The 21,620-nt window shown below is 42.5% G+C and carries 20 protein-coding genes, 1 other RNA gene and 1 pseudogene; 20 read left to right on the forward strand and 2 right to left on the reverse strand.

The window, feature by feature from the left end:
• Positions 1–89 precede the first annotated feature (89 nt).
• The 3 genes from OIT45_RS10665 (at position 90) to OIT45_RS10675 (ending at position 2,975) form a co-directional block, all read left to right on the forward strand.
• Positions 90–602, forward strand: coding sequence for a DUF5590 domain-containing protein (locus tag OIT45_RS10665; protein ID WP_071707421.1), 513 nt, complete (start codon positions 90–92; stop codon positions 600–602).
• Between the two features lie 29 nt (positions 603–631).
• Positions 632–1,927: an asparagine--tRNA ligase gene (asnS, locus tag OIT45_RS10670; protein WP_003610494.1), complete on the forward strand. Its 1,296-nt coding sequence runs from the start codon at positions 632–634 to the stop codon at positions 1,925–1,927.
• A 307-nt stretch (positions 1,928–2,234) separates the two neighbouring features.
• Entirely contained in the window at positions 2,235–2,975 is a 741-nt protein-coding gene (locus OIT45_RS10675; protein ID WP_087043723.1) for a DnaD domain-containing protein, read from the forward strand.
• 70 nt (positions 2,976–3,045) lie between these two features.
• Here the strand turns inward: OIT45_RS10675 and OIT45_RS10680 are convergent, their stop codons facing one another.
• The gene (locus OIT45_RS10680; RefSeq protein WP_264340069.1) at positions 3,046–5,280 is read right to left on the reverse strand and encodes a PBP1A family penicillin-binding protein; all 2,235 of its coding nucleotides are present in this window, start codon (positions 5,278–5,280) and stop codon (positions 3,046–3,048) included.
• Positions 5,281–5,295: 15 nt separating this feature from the next.
• Positions 5,296–5,901 (reverse strand): Holliday junction resolvase RecU, encoded by a 606-nt coding sequence (gene recU / locus OIT45_RS10685; RefSeq protein ID WP_087043720.1) that lies wholly within the window; start codon positions 5,899–5,901, stop codon positions 5,296–5,298.
• A gap of 121 nt (positions 5,902–6,022) precedes the next feature.
• On the opposite strand from recU, the gene OIT45_RS10690 reads away from it, so the two are divergent.
• The 17 genes and pseudogenes from OIT45_RS10690 (at position 6,023) to OIT45_RS10760 (ending at position 21,556) form a co-directional block, all read left to right on the forward strand.
• Complete coding sequence (locus OIT45_RS10690; protein WP_039968696.1) at positions 6,023–6,586, forward strand: SLOG family protein; 564 nt, start codon at positions 6,023–6,025, stop codon at positions 6,584–6,586.
• 88 nt (positions 6,587–6,674) lie between these two features.
• Positions 6,675–7,043 carry a cell division regulator GpsB gene (gene gpsB, locus OIT45_RS10695; RefSeq protein ID WP_199404200.1) on the forward strand — a complete coding sequence of 123 codons (369 nt, stop codon included), beginning with the start codon at positions 6,675–6,677 and terminating at the stop codon, positions 7,041–7,043.
• Positions 7,044–7,067: 24 nt separating this feature from the next.
• Positions 7,068–7,437, forward strand: an RNA gene (gene rnpB / locus OIT45_RS10700) — RNase P RNA component class B.
• 97 nt (positions 7,438–7,534) lie between these two features.
• On the forward strand, positions 7,535–8,665 hold the full coding sequence (locus tag OIT45_RS10705) for a THUMP domain-containing class I SAM-dependent RNA methyltransferase (RefSeq protein ID WP_199404201.1): 1,131 nt from the start codon (positions 7,535–7,537) through the stop codon (positions 8,663–8,665).
• Between the two features lie 27 nt (positions 8,666–8,692).
• Complete coding sequence (gene pcrA / locus OIT45_RS10710) at positions 8,693–10,984, forward strand: DNA helicase PcrA (protein ID WP_199404202.1); 2,292 nt, start codon at positions 8,693–8,695, stop codon at positions 10,982–10,984.
• Between the two features lie 17 nt (positions 10,985–11,001).
• Positions 11,002–13,038 (forward strand): NAD-dependent DNA ligase LigA, encoded by a 2,037-nt coding sequence (ligA, locus tag OIT45_RS10715; RefSeq protein ID WP_264340070.1) that lies wholly within the window; start codon positions 11,002–11,004, stop codon positions 13,036–13,038.
• A gap of 57 nt (positions 13,039–13,095) precedes the next feature.
• Positions 13,096–14,283 carry a CamS family sex pheromone protein gene (locus OIT45_RS10720; RefSeq protein ID WP_199404207.1) on the forward strand — a complete coding sequence of 396 codons (1,188 nt, stop codon included), beginning with the start codon at positions 13,096–13,098 and terminating at the stop codon, positions 14,281–14,283.
• Between the two features lie 243 nt (positions 14,284–14,526).
• Entirely contained in the window at positions 14,527–14,787 is a 261-nt protein-coding gene (locus tag OIT45_RS10725) for a transposase (RefSeq protein ID WP_199404204.1), read from the forward strand.
• A gap of 2 nt (positions 14,788–14,789) precedes the next feature.
• Positions 14,790–15,617 carry an IS3 family transposase gene (locus tag OIT45_RS10730; protein WP_264330368.1) on the forward strand — a complete coding sequence of 276 codons (828 nt, stop codon included), beginning with the start codon at positions 14,790–14,792 and terminating at the stop codon, positions 15,615–15,617.
• Between the two features lie 505 nt (positions 15,618–16,122).
• Positions 16,123–16,260, forward strand: a complete 138-nt coding sequence (locus tag OIT45_RS10735) for a hypothetical protein (protein WP_199404844.1) — start codon at positions 16,123–16,125, stop codon at positions 16,258–16,260.
• Positions 16,261–16,382: 122 nt separating this feature from the next.
• Positions 16,383–16,610 carry an IS3 family transposase gene (locus OIT45_RS10740; RefSeq protein ID WP_199404845.1) on the forward strand — a complete coding sequence of 76 codons (228 nt, stop codon included), beginning with the start codon at positions 16,383–16,385 and terminating at the stop codon, positions 16,608–16,610.
• A 155-nt stretch (positions 16,611–16,765) separates the two neighbouring features.
• Positions 16,766–16,945, forward strand: coding sequence for an IS3 family transposase (locus tag OIT45_RS12640; RefSeq protein ID WP_199404846.1), 180 nt, complete (start codon positions 16,766–16,768; stop codon positions 16,943–16,945).
• A 532-nt stretch (positions 16,946–17,477) separates the two neighbouring features.
• Entirely contained in the window at positions 17,478–18,476 is a 999-nt protein-coding gene (locus OIT45_RS10745; RefSeq protein ID WP_264340071.1) for a MucBP domain-containing protein, read from the forward strand.
• A 76-nt stretch (positions 18,477–18,552) separates the two neighbouring features.
• A pseudogene (locus tag OIT45_RS12645) lies at positions 18,553–18,921 on the forward strand (MucBP domain-containing protein); the annotation flags it as partial.
• Positions 18,922–19,195: 274 nt separating this feature from the next.
• Complete coding sequence (locus OIT45_RS10750; RefSeq protein WP_264340072.1) at positions 19,196–20,380, forward strand: phytoene desaturase family protein; 1,185 nt, start codon at positions 19,196–19,198, stop codon at positions 20,378–20,380.
• An 8-nt stretch (positions 20,381–20,388) separates the two neighbouring features.
• Positions 20,389–20,679, forward strand: a complete 291-nt coding sequence (locus tag OIT45_RS10755) for a phytoene desaturase family protein (protein ID WP_264340073.1) — start codon at positions 20,389–20,391, stop codon at positions 20,677–20,679.
• Position 20,680: 1 nt separating this feature from the next.
• Positions 20,681–21,556 carry a phytoene/squalene synthase family protein gene (locus tag OIT45_RS10760; protein WP_199404849.1) on the forward strand — a complete coding sequence of 292 codons (876 nt, stop codon included), beginning with the start codon at positions 20,681–20,683 and terminating at the stop codon, positions 21,554–21,556.
• Positions 21,557–21,620 lie beyond the last annotated feature (64 nt).

Here is a 21,620-nt window from a genome sequence, read left to right on the forward strand (position 1 = left end):
CAAGGTCTTTAATATTGCTGTAAAATTTGATACAGTAATAATTGATTTTGTTCTGTTCACGCAGAACTAACCAGAAGGAGCCACGACACATGGAAATGCGATCAACCGCTCGTTCAAGACGTCGCCGGCACGGATGGCGCTGGCTAATTGGCTTAATCGTTGTGTTAGTACTACTCATTGGTGGTGCTACGATTGTGTCGGTTGCAATGCACCCGGTTACTGCGGCGCGTGAACGAGTGACTGAATTGGCGGTTAAGCGAAATAAGATCACCTCAGCAACCCAATTTTACGCGGTTTCTCGTAACGACACGTACTACAGTGTGGTTGGTGAGAACAAGAAGCACCAAAAAATTGGTGTTATTGTAAAAGGAAAGTCAAAGAAACTCGTCACCGTTAAAATGGCTGATGGTGTTTCGGCTGCTGAGGTGCGACAACTTGTGAAGTCAAAGTACAACCCAAAGCGAATTACAAGCCTCGGGTTGGCAATCTATAAGCAAGTTCCTGTGTGGGAAGTCACGTTTATAGATCGACAAGGCAATTTGAACTTTATCACCTATCAATTTGCGGATGGTAAGGCAGTTCGGACCATCCAACATTTATAAGAGATTACACATCTAAGGGAGTTTAGAAGATGGATACAATTCGCATTGAAGACGCGAAGAACTACGTCGGCCAAGAGGTTCGATTGGGCGCTTGGTTGCGTAACAAGCGTGGTTCAGGAAAGATGCAATTCTTGCAATTGCGTGACGGTACGGCCTTTTTCCAAGGGGTTGTTTCAAAGGAAGCCGTTGGTGAAGAAATCTTTGCCAAGGCCAAGGCTTTGACGCAAGAAACGAGCATGTACTTGATTGGTACAATTCGTGAAGACGAGCGTTCACCATTCGGATACGAAATGCAAGTTAAGGATTTGACGGTTGTTGGGGAGTCAGAAGGTTACCCAATTACGCCAAAGGAGCACGGTACGGATTTCTTGATGGATCACCGTCACTTGTACTTGCGCCACATCCAACCATTCGCTGTTTTGCGTATTCGTAACACGATTATTGCTGCAACGTACGAGTTCTTTAACAAGGAAGGCTTCGTTAAGATTGATTCACCAATTTTGACGGGTTCAGCTCCTGAAGGAACGACTGAATTGTTCCACACGGAATACTTCGATACTGATGCTTACATGTCACAAACTGGACAATTGTATGCTGAAGCTGGGGCAATGGCCTTTGGACGTGTCTTCACGTTCGGACCAACTTTCCGTGCTGAAAAGTCAAAGACACGTCGTCACTTAACTGAGTTCTGGATGATTGAGCCAGAAATGGCTTGGATGCACCAAGAACAATCACTTGAAGTGCAAGAGCGTTACATCGCTTACTTGATTCAAGCTGTTTTGGATCGTAACGAGTACGAATTGGACTTGTTGGGACGTGACAAGGAATTGTTGAAGTCATACACGCAATTGCCATACCCACGTTTCTCATACGATGATGCTATCAAGTTGTTGCAAGAAAACGACTTTGATGTTGAATGGGGTGCTGATTTCGGTTCACCTGAAGAGACGTTCTTGGCAAATCACTTTGCTAAGCCTGTCTTCATCACGAACTTCCCTAAGGAAATCAAGGCCTTCTACATGAAGCGCCACCCAGATCGCGATGATGTCGTTATCTCAGCTGACTTGTTGGCACCTGAGGGATACGGTGAAATCATCGGTGGTTCAGAACGTGATACAGACTACGATTACCTTGAGCAACGTATCAAGGAACAAGGTTTGGACTTGAAGGAATACTCATGGTACTTGGACTTGCGTAAGTATGGTTCAGTACCTCACTCAGGATTCGGTCTTGGGTTGGAGCGTGCCGTTACTTGGATTACAGGTGAGGAGCACATCCGTGAGGCAATCCCATTCCCACGTACAATGAACCGTTTGTGGCCATAAGCTTAAATACAAACATTAATAAACCGCTGAAAACAGTCGTTATAACTGTTTTCAGCGGTTTATTATCGTAGTAATTATTTTGGTTGTTTGTTTTTCTTTTTTCGACGACCGATAAAGAATAGTGCTACCAGCCAGAACCAGGGACGTAGCCACAATGGGCGATTATCATTATTATCCATGTTGCAAATCCTCCTATAACGTTTAGCGTACTCTGAATATGACCATCGCGTTGACGGAAATATGGGGGTATAATAGAAAAATCGAAAAGTATGGGGTACATGCTTTCAAATTTTAGTTAGGGGAACGTATGACAGATAAATTAAATTTTGCAGCGTTTATGCAAGCTGGTACAACGAGCATCAGTAACTATTTACTACAACATTACCGTGACCTTGGCATGACGAACGAAGAATTGCTTGTTTACGTGCAAACGAAGGCAGGTATTGATCGTGGCGAACTAGAACCTAGCACGCAAAAAATTGGGGAGACACTTGGCTGGGATGCGCAGACGGTGTTTGGACACCTTGAGGCAATGCGCGCCAAGGGATTGGTTAATTTTGTTAGTATGCGTGATGGTGCTGGTCGCGTTAGCACACAGTTGGATTTCCAACCACTATATGACAAGTTGGTTTCTGAACCAGGTAGTGATACGATGACTGCGGCGCAGCGTGTTGCCACGCAAGGTCAACCGGTAACGCATCAGGACGATTTGAGTCGTGCAGCGATTTATAACTTAATCGAGCAAGAGTTTGGTCGTCCGTTAAGTCAGATGGAGATGGAAACCGTTAAAAACTGGTTTGACGTGGATCATTTCAAGCCGGAATTCATCAAAGCGGCGGTGCAGGAAGCGGTTCTGAATGCTGCCTTAAACCTGCGTTACATTGAGACCATTCTGGTGGCCTGGCAGAAGAAAAATTATCGTTCTGTCCAGGAAGTTCGTCAAGAGCGTCAAAAGCGGACGCAATTTAAGCAGTTGAATTCAGATGAAAAAGTTAACATTCCAACGAATGTTGATATTTTGAATACTGACTGGTCAAAATTTAAATAATAAAAAGCAAGGAGCCGAACGGTAATTAAACCATTCGACTCCTTGCTTTTTTATTTAATTACTGCTGTCGTTATTCTGATGACGAACTAGCAGGTGGGGTACTTGAGCTCTGAGCTGATGAACTAGCAGGCGTAGAAGAACTTGCTGGTTCATTTGATGCTGCTGGCGCTGAACTTTCAGCGGGTTGTGAGCTGGCTGTTGAGCTTGATGATGGCGTGTACGTTGACGTAGAACGTGAAGAATAAGAAGGTGTGTATGTTGATGCCACACCGACCGTCTTTTCGTTTGCTACGTTAGCACCGGCCACTTGGTATTCCTTCTTACCGTAAACATTAACTTGCTTAACGGTTGAAGGAACCGTCCAGTCTGATCCGTCCATTGAAGAATCAGACATTACGTAATCCATCAAGGCGCCATAAACCTTCAACATGATGTATTGTTCGTTACCAGTCAAATCGTGGCCGACCTCGTTTGGATCGTCATAACCTGTCCAAACAGAAATGGCAGCACTCTTAGTGTATCCAGTGAACCAAGTATCCATTGCTGAATCAGCTGACATGTTTGAATCTGCGCCATAAGCGACTGTTCCTGTCTTACCAGCTTGATTATAAGCATCGGTTGCAATCATCTTGGCGTATGAATCGCTGATAACCGACTTCAACATGCTTGTCATCATGAAGGCTGTAGAAGACTTCATAGCCTCTGAACCCTTAGAACTAAACTTCTTCACGGCACCACTACGGTCAGTAATCTTAGAAATGTAAGATGGCTTGTAATAAGTACCACCATTTGCGAATGCTGAGTAGGCAGCTGCTTCTTGCTCAGTTGAAATGTCGATTCCAATGGCGTTTGAGGCAACCATCTCCTTAGGATCTTCGTTAATACCGAGCTTCTTAAGGAATGCAGAAGATTTGTCATAACCAACTTCTTGCAACGTTTGAACGGCAGGGATGTTACGAGATTGTGCAATCGCTGTACGCATTGAAATCGTACCAAGGTAACGGTGGTCAAAGTCATTCACGGAGATGTTTGTGCCAGGATACTTGTAGGCATTGTCATCAACGGCGTGGTTCGTTGACCAGTTCATATCTTCGATTGCTGGACCGTATGCGACCAAAGGCTTAGCTGTTGATCCAGATGAACGCTTGGTGTTAGTTGCGTGGTTGGTACCAAATAGGGTTGTTTCTTTACGACCACCAATTTGGGCAATCACGTCACCGTTGCGGGGGTCGGTAACTGTCAAACCAACTTGCATCTCATCATCAGGCCAAGCAACATAGTTTTCTGTGTTAACAATGTTGTAGGCGCGGTTCTGTACCTTTGGCTCAAGATTCGTTTGAATCGTCAAACCGTCAGTGTCAGGATTGTAGCCAAGGCTCTTCAATTCAGCATTAACCGATGTGATGTACGCTTGGTTGATCTTGGTCTTTTCTTCAGTGTTTTCAAGTTGATCTGAGTGAGTTGAGACCAAACCGTCGTCGATCGGCGTCTTCATGTACTCATTGGCCTTAGATTGCGTGATAACGCCGTTTTGGGCCATTGCTTCAAGAACTTCGTCACGACAATTCTTGGCGTCCTTTGGGTTAGTGTATGGATCATAACCAGTAGGTGATTGTGGCAAACCAGCCAACAAGGCCATTTGAGGCGTTGACAATTGGTCAAGTGACTTACCGAAGTAGTAATCAGCAGCCGTCTTCATACCATAAACACCATTACCCATATAAACCTTGTTCATATAAAGCGTCAAAATTTGATTCTTTGAGTATTGCTTCTCAAGCTTCAAAGCAAGCCAAGCTTCTTGTGCCTTACGCTTCAACGTTTGGTCACTAGCCGCTGTTGAGAAAACAGTCAACTTAATCAATTGTTGCGTTAGGGTAGAACCACCTTGCAAACCAAGTGATGAACCAGTGAAGTTAGCAAATGCAGCGCCGAGAATACGGCGAGGATCAACACCGTGGTGCTTGTAAAAACGACGATCCTCGATTGAAACAACGGCCATACGCATTTCTTGTGGAATCTCAGATTGCTTGGCAATCTCACGCTTTTGTGAGCCACTTGTATAGAAAACGTCACCGTTCTTATCCAAGTATTGGGTTTGTGAAGTGCCGACAAGAGCAGCATTTGTCACTTTAGGTGCTGATGAAGCATAGTAGGTGAAAGCACCAACTCCGGCCAATGTGCCGGCTGCGCCAAGCGTCACAAGTGTTAGCAACGTATACTTTGTATAGCGCTTCCACTTTGAAGTTGGCTGGGATGTCTTCTTTTTTGAGCGTAACCTTTGCACGCGTGACATCTCTTCTGTCATAACAAATAGTTCTCCTTATACTTTACGTTGATTAAGCAATTCATCAATAGCGGTTAAGTAGGGCGTGGTTGGGTTGATTCCGAGGGGAACTAACGCACCTTCTGCCTTAATAACGTCGTATGGAATCGACTTTCGTTGGGTTTCTTGATTATCCCAGTAAGTGAATAATAGCTCTGCCCAAATGACGTATGTCTCATTTAGGTTGGAAAAGCGAATAATCATGAAAGCGAGTCCATGCTGTGTAACCACTTGCTTCAAATGCTTAATCTGATGTTCATGGACATTTTTCAAAGGAAATGACTGCTTATTGGTCGTTTCCTTCGCATCGAAGTCGATATATTGCCCATTATAAACACCATTGTAATCTGTGGTAGAAGCCTGTCTAAAATATGCTTCCGTAATTTTCGCAGCTGAACGGGCAGGGTAGCTAACGTTAACAATTTGAATAGGCGTGGGCTTTTTATGAATCACAGCCTTATCTGTTGCTAGGTAGTACGCATTTGCGTCGTTCAAATCATTTTCCAATGACATACCGCGATTACTTTGGGAAACACCTTTTGAGACCGGCTTTGAAAACGCACTCGGATTAAATTGGCGTCCATTTGGATAGTTAATAGCCATTTCGTACTCCTGCGTCTTAAGGTATCCTTTATATTATAGCAAAATGACAATTATTCTGACAAACTTTCCTATAATGTAAGTAATACGTAAAGAGGTGATGACGTTGACAGTTGATGGTGAATTGCATCGAATTTGGATTACAGGGTTCCGCAGTTATGAGTTGGGCGTGATGGGGACAAAAGACCCAAAGTTGATGGTAATTAAGTATGCATTGCGTAAAATTTTGGAAAACGCGATTCAAGATGGTACTGATTGGTTGATCACTGGTGGCCAATTAGGCATTGAACAATGGGCGATTGAAGTTGCGTTGGAATTGCGGGACGAAGCTTACCCTGAGTTCCAGATTGCGTTGATGACGCCGTTTAGCAAATTTGGTAGCCAATGGAATGAAGCAAATGCCGAAAAATTGACGCAGCTAAAGTCATCAGTCAATTTTACAAGCGCTGTTTCGCAAGGTGACTTTGCAGGACGCAATCAAATGGTGACTTACCAGAACTTTATGTTAACGCACACTGATGAAGCTGTTATTTTTTTCGATGAAGAAGCAACTGAATCGAAGGCGCGATATGATGATGTTGCCATTCACGATTTTGCGGAAAACCATGATTATCCGGTGCGCCGGGTGGATTTGGACCGTTTGCAAGACTATGCAACGGAGTACCAAGAAACGCTTTGGGAAGACTAGGACACAAACAATTCACATAAAGTGCTTTTGTAACTGAGTTTAAAACCTGTTAAACTAATAATACGAACAAAACGGAGGAGTCCTAGTGATGGAAAACGTGCTACACAACCGCGAGGAAATTTTGACGAAGGAATTTAAGAAGACGCGTATCGGTACTGGATACGATATGACGGATGTCGATGCTTTCTTGGATGAAATCATGTCAGATTATCAAGCGTTCCAAAGTAATATTGATGAATTGACGACACAAAACGAGAAGTTGAAGGCGCAAGTTGCTGAATTGACGAAGCAAGTATCAGCTGTGGCAACGGCGCCTAAGGCATCTCCAGCGCCAGTGGCAAACACAAACATGGATATTTTGAAGCGTTTGTCTAACTTGGAACGCCGTGTATTTGGTACGGCTTCAGAGGCGCCAACACCAGTTGCTGAAGAAAAGGCTACACAAACGGCTGAATAAGTGTATAATAAGTAAATACGATGTATTAGCGGGTAATTGCGTATGGCTTATGCCGTATGAGGAAAGTCCATGCTCGCACTGACTGCGATGTCAGTAGTGTTCGTGCTAGCTGAAAAAATAAGGCTAGGCAGCCGACTTGTCGGTTGACGGCCAACGAAAGACCTACGGGTAACTATGGTTGAGTAGTTGTTAAAGTGCCACAGTGACGAACCGTCAAAGAAATGCGACGGGTGGAACGCGGTAAACCCCTCGAGCGGGCAACCCAAACTTTGGTAGGGGCGCTTGACCTAACAAATTGAAGTGATGGTCGGGGAGGCAGAAATGTCTGAGATAGATGATTGCCACCGGGTATTGACCGCCAATCAATATTCGGTACAAAACATGGCTTATAGCTGATGCATCAGGCAGCCGACGTCCTTGTGGCGTCGGCTTTCTTTTTGCACTTAAACCCAGGAAACTGGGATACATAAATAAGAAAAAAGGTGACAATTATGCAAACATTTAAATTGATGGCCACCATGGGAGCAGGACTTGAAGCCCTTGTTGCTCGTGAGTTGAAGGACATGGGTTATGCAACCCAAACTGAAAATGGACGCGTTTTCTTCCAAGGAACGGTTGAAGATATTTACCGCACTAACTTGTGGTTGCGTGTAGCTGATCGTGTCAAAATTGTGGTGACTGAATTTGATGCCAAGACTTTCGACCAATTGTTCGAGAAGACGAAGGCATTCCCATGGGAAGACTTGTTGCCATATGACGCTGAGTTCCCAGTAAACGGGCGCTCAAAGAACTCTATTTTGCACTCTGTACCAACTGTACAAGCAATCACGAAGAAGGCGATTGTTAACCGTTTGACGGATGCCTATCACGCGCGTGGCTACTTGCCAGAAACAGGAAACCGTTTTGTTTTGGAAACGGCCGTTGATAAGGATCACGTCATGATTACGCTGGATACGACAGGTGATTCATTGTTTAAGCGTGGTTACCGTACTGAAAAGGGTGGTGCGCCACTAAAGGAAACGATGGCTGCTGCGTTGGTTAACTTGGCTCACTGGTTTACCGACAATCCATTTGTTGATCCAACAACTGGTTCAGGAACTATCGCTATTGAGGCTGCGTTGATTGGTCGCAACATTGCACCAGGATTGAACCGTGAGTTCGATATTACGCAATGGGACTGGTTCGACAAAAAGATTGGTGAAACGTTGAAGGCTCAAGCACGTCAAATGATTGACTTTGATGTTGAGTTGGATATTGAAGGATTCGATATCGACGAAAACATGATTGAAATCGCGAACGCAAACGCTGAAGCTGCTGGTGTTGGTGATGACATCACCTTTAAGCAATTGGCTGCTAAGGATTGGTCAACTGACAAGATTAATGGTGTGTTGGTTGCTAACCCACCATACGGAGAACGTTTGGGTGACGAGGATGCTGCTCGCCAACTATACAGTGAGATGGGTCACATCTACAACAACATGCCAACGTGGTCAAAGTACATTTTGACGTCAGATGAAGGCTTTGAAGAAGCTTTCGGTGCTAAGGCTACTAAGAAGCGTAAGTTGTACAACGGTGCATTGAAGGTTGATTTGTACCAATACTGGGGAAAGAAGATCCGCTAATTTTTAAAGATTGAAAGGGGCAAACACATGAGTTCACTACTTGATGGCATGAACGACAAACAGGCAGAAGCGGTTATGACAACGGAAGGTCCGTTGCTAATTATGGCTGGTGCCGGATCTGGTAAAACACGTGTTTTGACGCATCGTGTCGCCCACTTGATTAAAGATTTGAATGTGATGCCATGGCGTATTTTGGCCATCACATTTACGAATAAGGCTGCCCGTGAGATGAAGGAACGTATTGGTCAACTAGTTGATGCTGAAGATGCGGATGCCGTTTGGGTCTCAACGTTCCACGCGTTGGCAGTGCGTATTTTGCGTCGCGATATTGATAAGTTGGGTTACAAGAAGGACTTTTCAATTATTGATGCCGGTGCGCAACGTACATTGATTAAGCGTATTTTGAAGGATATGAACGTGGATATCGAAAAGTATGATCCACGTTCAGTGCTTGGGGCTATTTCAAACGCAAAAAACGCGATGGAAAAGCCTGAGAAGTACGAAGAATTGGCTAATGGCCCATTTGAAGAGATTGTTGCGAAGGCGTACAAGGAGTATCAACACCAATTGGCGTTGGCACAATCAGTGGACTTTGATGACTTGATCATGTTGACGATTGAATTGTTGCACCAAGAACAAGAAGTTTTGGAATTCTACCAAGAAAAGTTCTTGTACGTGCACGTCGATGAGTATCAGGACACCAACGATGCGCAATACGAATTGGTCACGTTGTTGTCAGCTAAGCACCGTAACTTGGCCGTAGTTGGTGACTCAGACCAGTCTATCTATGGTTGGCGTGGTGCGAACATGCAAATCATCATGAACTTCACCAAGGATTATCCAGATGCGAAGACGGTTATGTTGGAACAAAACTACCGTTCAACGCAAACTATCTTGGATGCGGCGAATGCAGTTATTGAACACAATAACGAGCGAATCGCGAAGAATCTTTGGACGGACAACGGAATGGGTGAAAAGATTACCTATTACCGTGGTCAATCTGACAAGGATGAAGCCTTGTATGTCATTGCCCAAATCCGTGATGGTGTTAAAAATGATGAGCGCAATTACCGTGATTTTGCCGTCCTTTACCGTACGAATGCGCAATCACGTGGAATTGAAGAAGCTTTGGTGAAGGCGAACATCCCTTATACGATGGTCGGCGGATCGAAGTTTTATGAGCGTAAGGAAATCCGTGATGTGTTGGCCTACTTAGCTTTGGTGACGAATCCGGCTGATAATGAAAGCTTCTTGCGTGTCGTCAATGAGCCAAAGCGAGGTATTGGTAATACATCAATCGAACGTTTGCGTTCATTTGCCTTGCAACAAAACTGGCCATTATTGGATGCTGCCCAAAATGCGGTCATGATTCCAGGTTTGACGGCCCGTGCAGCTAACCAATTGACGCAATTTGCTGATTTGATTAGCTCACTTCGTCAACAAATGACGTTTGACTTGAGTATCACCGACTTGACGCGTCAAATTTTGGAACGTTCTGGTTATGAGGAGCAATTTAAGGCATCCCCAACCCCAGAAAACCAAGGCCGTCTAGAAAACTTGGCCGAATTCCTGTCAGTAACGGAAGAATTCGACAAAAAGTACGAGCCAACCGAAGAAAGCGTCTCAAAGTACGTGGACTTCCTTGGTGAATTGGCGTTGGTTTCTGATTTGGATAGTGTCGATGAAGATGCAGACAACCAAGTGACGTTGATGACGTTGCACGCTGCCAAGGGATTGGAATTCCCAGTCGTCTTCTTGGTTGGTATGGAAGAAAACTTGTTCCCATTGTCTCGTGCTGCGGCTGATGACGCCCAACTAGAAGAAGAACGTCGTTTGGCTTATGTTGGTATCACGCGTGCTAAGCAAAAGTTGTTCATTACGAATGCTTATTCACGTTTGCTATACGGACGAACGACAAGTAATATCCCATCACGTTTTATTGATGAGATTAGTCCAGAGTTGATTCAACAACCAGCTGGTCAAACGTTGTCAACAACTGCCAATCGTGATGGTGCTTTGCCATTTGCCCGTCGCACACAACAAGCGACGGCAACGACGTTTGCTGGTCGTCAACGCCAATCATCAGTGGCGTCAACGCCAACTCGCACAACATCTTCCATGACAACTAACAACCCAGGAACTGGCGCTGATAAGGCTGCTTGGACAATTGGGGATGCGGTTAGTCACAAGAAGTGGGGTGTTGGTCACGTTGTGAAGGTGTCAGGAACTGGTGAAGACCAAGAATTGGACATTGCGTTCCCAGATCAAGGTATCAAGCGTTTGCTGGCTGCCTTTGCACCAATCCAAAAAGTCAATTAACAAAGAGGGACTGTTGAATGGCAGATATTAATACGGATATTAAAGATCTTTCACAAGAAGACGCGGCGACTGAGATTGCTGCTTTGCAAGCTGATTTGAAGCAATGGGCACGTGAATATTATGAGAACGATGCACCGTCAGTTGAAGATTCAGTTTATGACGTTGCTTATAACCGACTAGAAGCTTTGGAAGCTGCTTTCCCGGCGTTGGTGACGGCTGATTCCATCACGCAACAAGTTGGTGGGCGTGAAGTGAAGTCAGATTTGCCAAAGGTTGCCCACCCGGTACCAATGTTGTCACTGGGTGACGTCTTTTCATTTGAAGAGTTGGCAGACTGGATGGCTACGACACAAAAGTCATTCCACGAACCGTTGGCATACAATGCGGAATTAAAGATTGATGGTTTGGCCATCAGTTTGGTCTATGAAAATGGGTCACTTGTGCAAGCGTCAACACGTGGGGATGGTAGCATCGGTGAAGATGTGACCGCTAACGTCCGACAAATCAAGCGTATCCCTAAGAAGTTGAACGAACCACTGACCGTTGAAGTCCGTGGTGAAGTGTACATGCCTAAGGCTGCCTTTGTGACGTTGAACGAGGAACGCGAGCGTGACGGTTTGCCAACGTTTGCAAACCCACGTAATGCGGCAGCTGGTTCATTGCGCCAGTTGGATGCCAAAATCACAAAGCAACGTCAGCTAGATGCATTCTTGTATTTTGCGGTTGATGCTGAAAATGTTTTGGGTGTTACGACGCAAGCTGATCTGTTAGCTCGCATGGCAGAACTTGGTTTGCCAACCAATCCAACCAATGCGGTGGTGAGTTCAGAAGCGGATGTTGAAGCTTACATTACGAATCAAACAGCGACACGTGATGACTTGGCTTATGGTATCGATGGTATTGTCGTTAAGGTTAATAACTTGGCTTACCATGAAGAACTTGGGAACACGGTGAAGGTGCCACGATGGGCCATTGCCTATAAGTTCCCACCAGAAGAAGCGTTGACGGTTGTTCGTGATATTGAATGGACGGTTGGACGTACTGGGGCGGTCACGCCAACTGCGGTGATGGACCCAGTTCAATTGGCCGGCACGACGGTTTCACGCGCCTCTCTACACAATCCAACATACCTTGAAGCAAAGGGCATTCGTATCGGTGATACGGTGACGTTGCACAAGGCTGGGGATATTATTCCAGAGATTGGTCAAGTGATTTTGAAGCAACGTCCGGCGGATTTAATTGAATACAGTATGCCGTTGGGTTGCCCGGCCTGTGGTCAGGAATTAGTACACGTTGATGGTGAAGTTGCCCTTCGTTGCATTAACCCATTCTGCCCGGCACAAGTACAAGAATCATTGACGCACTTTGCATCACGTGATGCCATGAACATCGATGGCCTTGGACCAAAGATTGTGGCACAGTTGCTTGATAAGAAGATGGTTGATCAAGTGTCTGATTTGTATCGTTTGACGTTTGAACAATTGCTTACGCTGGACAAGTTTGGTGAAGTATCGGCAAACAAGTTACTAACGGCCATTGAAAATTCAAAGGCTAATTCAGTTGAGCGCCTGTTGTTCGGGCTTGGTATCCGTAACGTTGGTGCGAAGGCTGCGAAGACGATTGCGGCTAAATTTGTCACGTTGGATGCCATTGCTCATGCAACGGCCGAAGAAATTTCTGAATTGCCAGGCATGGGATTGATTATTGGCCACAGTATTGCGCAATACTTCGATACAGATCACGCCCAAGAGTTGGTTCGTGATTTCGAATCACTTGGCGTTAACACGCGTTATACGCAAGCGGTTGAAGTTGCAACTGACACGGTCTTTTCTGGTAAGCGTGTGGTTTTGACTGGAAAGCTTGAGCTGTTTAGTCGTTCAGATGCGACTGCATGGCTTGAAGCGCAAGGTGCAACGGTGAGTGGATCGGTTTCTAAGAAGACTGATTTGCTGATTGCCGGTGCAGATGCAGGTTCAAAGTTAACAAAAGCCCAAGAACTTGGCATAGAGATTTGGTCAGAATCACAATTGCGTGATAGTATGGAAAGTAAATAATAATCAAAAACGAAACCGCTCGATGTAGTGTCGAGTGGGTAAGAGGAGTTTTTCATGATGCGTGCACTTAAATGGATTGCTGCACTAGTTGTTGTGGCAGTTTTGGCTGTAGCATTGGTCTTCTTTGGTAACTTTTTCTCAAAGAATTCGTCATCAGTTAATAATTCTGGTACGACGAAGACAACGAGCTCATCTTCATCAAAGAAGGGTGTTCAGGTTACTGGAAAAGCTGACGACTCAGTTTACAAGACTGTCATCAAGGACGGTAAGTATTTGACGAGCAAGACCCGCGGTTTGACGGCCCAACAGAATGCCGGTAACACCTTTAACCTGGTTGGTTTTGAAGATGGGTTGCTTGACTTTTCTAAGGATCATTTCAGTACGTCTAAGTACGTGTTCCAAGAAGGTCAATATTTGTCTACGAAAACGGCTATAGATTGGTTGAATCGCAAGGCGGGCGATAATCCAACAGGACTAAATCCTGAGGATAATGGTAAGACTGACGATTCACGTGCACCAATCTACTTGCAAACAATTGAAGAACAAGACTTCATGACGCAAGACGGTGATAACCTGAAGTTGGCTGGTATCGTCATCGGTATGGGAATGAACACCCAAGACGTTTATCAAAAGGAAAAAGATGGGCCTAGCTTTACGCAAGATATTGATAAGGCTGACCGCATTGCTCATGGTAAGGAAATGGCTGCTGAAGTTGTTAAGCGTTACCGTGCAATGAAGGATATTCCTGTTGATGTGCCAATTTATGTGGCCATGTATGCCCAAGCTAAGGATGATTCTTTGGCTGGTGGTAGTTTCTACAGTTGGAATGTATCAAAGTCAGGTGATTCATTGGGATCATGGACTGATTTGAACAACCAAACTGTTGTATTGCCAATGCAAGAAGGGACGACGTCAGCAAAGTCAGTTGCAAGTTCATTGAATACGAGCTTCACAAACTTTGTGGACAAGGTACAAGGATTCTTCCCTAACTTGTCGTCTGTTACTGGTCAAGCGGCCTACACAGATGGCACGTTGCATGGCTTGAATGTGAAGGTTTCAACGCAATTCTATTCTGCCACTGAAATCCAAAGCTTTGCAAACTACATCGCCCAACTTGCACCAAGCTACTTACCAAACGGGGTGCCAGTTCAAATTAGCATTGAAGCATCAACGGGTATGCAAGCATACGTGACGTCTGACGGTAAGGATGATACGTACACAGTTACGGTTCTCGGATCTTACTAAAATGCTTTGGTAAAAATTTATAGTTTAAGCCTTTCTTAGGTAGCTGATTTGACATTTTTGAAATCAGCTCCTTTTTTGCATATAGTTAATTGAGTAGAAACTATTCTTGCATGGGACGATAATACGTAGACGTAAGTTTTTGAAACTACGGAATCCATACACCATGCGGTTATGCTCTTATGATGGGATTCCGGACTACTTTTTCTAGTTTGGTAGAATATCATCATAGGAGCATGTTTATTTATGGTTACACGTTATGAAGAGGACTTTAAAAAGTCCATTGTTGAGATGGTTAAAGCGGGCCGTCGGCCCGATGAATTATCGAAGGAGTACAGTCCTTCAGCCGATTCAATTCGGAACTGGATTAAAAATTACTCACCTGTGGAGGTCAACGGTGAATCTGTCTCAGCCGATGAGTTGAAAAAGTTGCGCAAAGAACTCGCAATCTTGAAAGAGGAAAATGAAATTTTAAAACGTGCGGCGGTGTTGCTGGCAAAACATTAGTTTTGCGCGGTAGAAGTGTTGTTTTGCCAATTATCCACAAAAATTTGGTACAGGGACACCGCATCACACGCGTTCTGAGTGCTTTGAAAATTCCAATGTCCACTTACTCTGACTGGCTCCATTGGGAGCCGAGCGCACAAGAAATACAACACAACAACTTGAGAATTGCCGTCGAATCAATTTACACAGCCAATAAAGGCATTTATGGTTATCGACGAATTGCTAAAACCATGCGAAACCTATTCAAACTAGCAATCAGCGACCGCTTTGTATGGCAATTGATGAGTGAAGCTGGCTTGAAATCGCGTATGCAAAAGCGATATAACAAGCCTACAACAGTCAATGACAAAGATCAGATGCCAAATCTCATTATCAATCTGGATGACCTAAGTGGCGTAATGACAACTGACATTACGTATATCCAGTTGACCGATAAGACATGGGTTTACATGGCTAGTGCATATGATCCGGAAGACCGTAAGGTGCTGTCGTATCGAATCGCAGATACAATGACAGCTCAACTAGCAACCTCAGTAATCGTTAAGGCGCTAAGACGAGGTGAAAAACCACTGTATGTGCATAGCGATATGGGAAGCCAGTATACCAGCGAATTGTTTGAAAATACACTGGAGTCCATAGGTATTAGGCACTCTTACTCCCGTAAAGGGCACCCTTACGATAATGCCCGCATCGAAAGTTTTCACTCGTTACTCAAGAGGGAGCTGATCTACCAACAGGATTTCGAGAGTATCGCTGATGTGCAAGCCGCTGTTGGATGGTACGTCAACTGGTGTAACAACAATCGTATATCACTCCGTGATGCCGCCTAGACCAATTTGTAGATGACATAAACGCGATTATACAAATTTGCCTATACACCGGCGTTTACAAGCACTGACTTTGTGAAGTCCAAAAATCACTCTGACCAGTGCTTATTTGCTATACCCTCAGACTTGTGAAATTTAACAAAATCCAAACTAGACCACCGTAATTACAGAGTCTCCGGCAGACACAGGGACAAACCCTTGGCCCCGTAAAAATGACCCGAAATCTTTACAAAATCAGGCCATTTTGAAAAATTTTCGGGGGTACGATACCTAACGAGCTCGAAAAACAGGTCAGAAGTCTTGACATCAGAGCCCCGTGCATCGAAAAAGGACAAAATATGCGTACTCCTTTAAAATCAAGGTTATAAGATGGCGATTAGAACACCACGCTTCTCTTCCTCGGGCAGCGAAGAAATTTCGTATACGGAACCCTTCTCTGATATGGCAGTGGGAACGTGCTTTCGATTCTGTTCGTCTAAAACCTGATAAACGAAGGCGGAAACGAACCATGAACAAGCAAGAACAAGACAAAATTAAGAAGTTAGAAGAAGAGAATGAGCTGCTTCGCATTAAGGTGGCGTATCTGGAAAAACTCGAGGCATTAGCACAGGAAAAGAAGAGAGTACAAACTAAGACAAAGCGGTAGTTATCACTTTGCTAAGGCAAGAATTGAAGTGCAAGTTGAAGCTACTTCTTCAAGTGGCTGAGCTGTCTAGTAGCAGCTATCACGATTTGTGAAAACGTTTATACAAGGAGTATCCACGTGAGTTGGTCGATGCGATTACATCAATTCGTATTGACACCCCAGATTATGGTTATCGTCGTGTCACGCAGGAGCTCCATAATCGTGGCTTCAACACCAACCACAAGGTTGTGCTGAAGATCATGAAGATGAATCGGCTGCCTTGCACTGCCTATATTGACTTTTATAGTGGTGAGATTCTCACTTGGAATATCGATTTTCATCCAACTGTCGAGTTGTCACAAAGCCGTTAGATGAGCTTCTACAAAATAGGCCAGAATTGAAATATCGAATGACAATTCACTCTGACTAAGGTTTCCAGTGTCAAAATTATGAGTATGTATCACGGTTAAAGACTAACCGTGTTTTCCAAAGCATGAGTTGCAAAGCGACATGCCTAGATAACGCAATGGCTGAGAGTATCTCCCACATCTTGAAGGTAGGAAAGGTACATAACAACCACTATCAAAGTTATGACGAATTAAAGTCCGCCATAACTAACTATGTCTATTACTACAACAACAAGCGGTTAAAACAAAACTGGTCGGAAAAACTCCGGTTCAATACCGAAATCTTTCCGACCACATAGTCGCTTAAACTTCACTCCAACTTTTGGGGTTAAGTTCACTAGGCTTTTTTAGTGGCGCAAAGTAGCAGATACAGATTTAACATTGATGATAATAAATATTAATTAACATGAAGTAGCCGGCGCTTACGTTTCTGGGGGACACATAGGTTCCATTTAATTGTCAGTTATTCTGCCGGTACTGATTTCTGTGATCTATTCAGGTAAAGTTAGCACGCTTTAGTTATTTAAATATTCTCATTTTTAATGAGAATCAGATAAGGAACAGGAAGGGAAATCAATATATTTGAATAATGTTAAGGAGAGTGTTACAGTATAGTAATTCTTAAGAGATTAATCTATTAATACGATTGTCTGTGCTAATATACTGTTCAAAGACTGTCACTTATTAAATGACAGATATTTGAACAATATGTTTATGTCTTTTTTGACTTGAATTTTAAAATGTCAGGTAATTCAGAATCGAATTCATGAAACCAGACAACATATACATATGATTTTAAGATTTTTTAATCTGATAGGGAGAGATATACTTATGGCAAATTACAGGAAACTCATTGTTGTTCCGATAATTGTCTCAGAATTAATTCTACCAACAAAAGTATTTGGGGACAGTATGTCTCCTCAAACTATGCGAAAAATAGATACTAGTACTGTGAGTAATGTAAACAACACTAACAACAAATCGATTAATAACTTTGATTCTACTTCAGAAAATGTTGCTTCCGGAATATTTGGCACATCGCTTTGGGAACTAGATAGTTCAGGGGTTTTACACATCGGAGCAGGAGAATTTGCGTATACAGACACTAGTTCGCCGTGGAACAACTGGGCTCCTTTAATTAAGCGGGTAGTCTTTGAGGGGAAGGTAATTGCTGGAGCTAGGTCAAATTATTTGTTTAAGGACTTTATTAATGTGACAGAGTTCGATAAAATGGAGAATTTTGATATGTCAAATGTAGTGGGGGCTGCTGATATGTGGAAAAACAACAAAAGTCTAGAAAGTCTGGATTTAAGTTTTTCTAGAGCTGGGCAAAACGCCAAAACACTACAAAATGGTGGAATGTTTGAAGGATGCGTAAATTTAGAGTATTTAGACTTAAGAAGTGTTAAATTTAGCTATAATTACTTCAGTGCGTTTAAGGACGATGCGAAATTATCTAGAGTTACAGTGGACAAATCTTTAAACCTGTACGATAAAGGTAAATTTCCAGGTATACCTGAATCTAAACAATACACGGGGAAATGGGTAAATGTCGGTGATGGGACTATTTCAAACCCTGCCGGAAGCATCGTAGTAGATACTACTGATATATTCGGATCCAATCCAAATCTTCCTGAAGATACGTATGTTTGGCAAGAAAATACAATTACTGTTGGTAAGCCGGTTACAGTACAATACGTAGATACAGAGGGAAATAAACTAGCGGAGGATACAGTTAAGTCAGGAAATATTGATGAGGAATATACAACGGAGCAAAAAACACTTCCTGGCTATACACTTAAGGAAATAAGGGGGTCAAGCGAGTGGTAAGTTTGCAGATCAACCGCAAGATGTAACCTATGTTTATAGTAAGAATCAGGTCGCTGGTGGATCAGTTACAGTACAATACGTAGACACAGAGGGAAATAAGCTAGCGGAGGATACAGTTAAGTCAGGAAATATTGATGAGGAATATACAACGGAGCAAAAAACACTTCCTGGCTATACACTTAAGGAAATAAGGGGTCAAGTGACCGGTAAGTTCATAGGTAAAACGCAAATAATTAGTTATGTTTACGTCAGTAACAGTGAATCATCCTCTAAAATTCAAGATATTAATTACTCCAACACAACATCGATCTTTTTAAAAAAAGATCAAAATAGAATTGCGTTGCCAAACACAGCTGCAGCACATAAGAAACAAATGAATGAAAAAATAGCAGTGTTTATGGTTATTATATGTTTAGTTATATTCATTGGCAAAAGGAAATTTTAGTTGTATTGTTCTTTCTTAAAGCAGGTTGAAAAAGCTTTGGGTTCTTTGCACTTGTAGACTGAAAGTGCATGACAGTTATTCAACATAGTGTAGTGTTTATGGTTGGTGAAGAAAGGATTTTACAGAGTAAGTATTGGCATAAAGCTTAAACGCATCAAAGTAAGCCAATATCATGTTTTCCTAGAAGATAAGCTAGCGGATGAAGTGGAATATAGATTAATAATCTTGCTTATGTTTCACAGGAACTTAAAAATATATGTATGAGGTTATGGGAATGAAAAAAGTTTCAGTAGTTGGAGCCGGAATAGGTGGATTAACAGCAGCAATTTATTTGCAAAACTATGGGTATCAGGTGGAAGTTTTTGAGAAAAATTCACGCCCGGGTGGCAAAATGGATATTATTGAAGAAAATGGGTTCAAGTTTGACACAGGACCAACAATTGTAATGATGCCTGAAATATATCAAAATCCGTTCAAAGATACGGGAGTTGACTATAAGGACTACTTTAAATTACAGCGAGTTAATCCATTTATGGATGTATACATTGATGGTGTTCGGACTGCTTTGTCTAGTGATTTAGTTGACCTAGCGAGTATTTTTGAGTCACAGGGTGAATATGAAATGGAGGGGTTTTTAAACTATTTAGCGGATATATATAGTAAATATAGAAATGCAAAAGACAACTTTATCTATAAAAGTTTCAGAGGCCCTAAAGATTTCTATAATTTTAAAACGCTGATTCAAGCGTATAAGTTAAAAACATTTTCTAGTTCGTTCGAAGCTCTCAGTAAACACATTAAAAACCCACAGTTGCGTAACTTATTGGCCTTTCAGACTCTGTACATTGGCATTTCACCTTTTAATGGACCATCTATCTACAACATCATTCCAATGATTGAGCTTACGTCTGGTGTCTGGTTCATTCAGGGTGGAATGTTCCAGTATGCTGCAGCTTTAGAGAAACGATTTTTAGAATTAGGTGGTGTAATAAGATATGATACTGAGGTAACCGAAATCGTTGTGGACACAGATAATAGTGCAATTGGAGTTCAAACTACGGCGGGGTTCCATGAATCTCAAGCTGTCGTAGCAAATTCTGATTTTCCTTATACCGTAGAAAATTTAATTAATATTCCAGAGAAACGATTAGGCAAGTATACAAAAAAGAGGATAAAACAACTAGACTATTCAATGTCTTGTTATATTTTATACTTGGGTGTAAACAAAAATTTCTCAGAGCTAGGCTTGCATACAATCCGTATGTCTGAAGATTTTGAAGGGAACGTACAGGCTATTGAGAATGGAATCTTCCCAGATGACCCCTCATTTTATATTTATAACCCTAGTACTATAGACAATTCGTTTGCGCCAAGTGACCAGTCAGCGATTTATGTGCTCATTCCAGTATCAAATTTGAAAGGTACAAATCTTGGGAAACAGCTAAAGCAGACCATCTGAAAGCTAATGTGTTAGAGATAATGGAAAATGAGTTGGGAATGACTGACTTAAAAGATCACATTGTATATGAGAGAGCTTTTACCCCGGAAACCTTTAAGCATAGATATAATAGTCTTTTTGGGGCAACATTTGGATTAAAACCAACTTTGTTTCAGAGTAACTATTTTAGACCGCACAACAAGCATAGCACGATACAGAACCTCTACTTTGCGGGGGCTAGTGTACACCCTGGTGCGGGTGTACCAATCGTTATCACCAGTGGACAATTAACTGCCAATGAAGTCATCAAGGATTTGTAACATGCATACCCAATTTAACAATTATTTTGACTCGGTTGAACTATTTCTGAAAAGCGAACAGGTTATTCGAAAGGAATCATCATCATTTCATTTTGCTTTTTCACAACTACCTAGAGAAACGTCACTTAGCATTTTTGTTTTGTATAACTTTTTAAGGCAATTAGATGACTCCGCCGATAAATTTGACGTAAGCAAGTTTAACAGGTTAGTTGATGATTGGCGATCAGCAATAGTCAGGGACAGAATTGTTCTTAACAAAAATTCAAATATATCTGAACAAGTCGCCTATATTTTTAAGAAACATTCTATCGACGCAACATTGATGGAGGATATGATTACTGGTCAGTTGAACGATCTTAATGGACAGAAAATCAAAAGCGAGGTTGATTTAGAAAGATACTGTTATCAAGTGGCAGGTACTGTCGGATGCATAATTGTTAGTATATTAGATCAGGATGCATATAAAAGTGCCAAATCCGATATTATAGATACGGGTATTGCCCTACAAATGACCAATATACTCAGAGATATCTATGAAGACGCTATGAATGGGAAAGCTTATATCCCTATCGACTTAATGCAAAAATATGACGTGAATATTAAAGACCTAATGGTACCTGTACCGGACGATAATGTTCGTGAGCTCTTATTATTTTTGGCGGATAAAGCTAGAAAGAAATATTTATCAGAAAGAAAATTCATAAATTTTCTTTCTGATACAGTCTCTAGGCGCAGTGTCCATCTATCTGTTGTCGTTTATAAGAAATTGTTATGTAAGTTGATCAAGGGCAAGTTTACCAATACATCAGACAGGATCTTTGTTACGAAATTGGAAAAAACTTGGATTTTGATAAAAAGTAGATTGTTTTTAATTTAACATAATAGTCTGATAACTATTCATAACAGTAATAAAGGTTTGCGCTAATCGTGTCAATAAAAAA

The organism is Weissella sp. LMG 11983 (assembly GCF_025908495.1).
Taxonomy (GTDB): Bacteria; Bacillota; Bacilli; order Lactobacillales; family Lactobacillaceae; genus Weissella; species Weissella fermenti.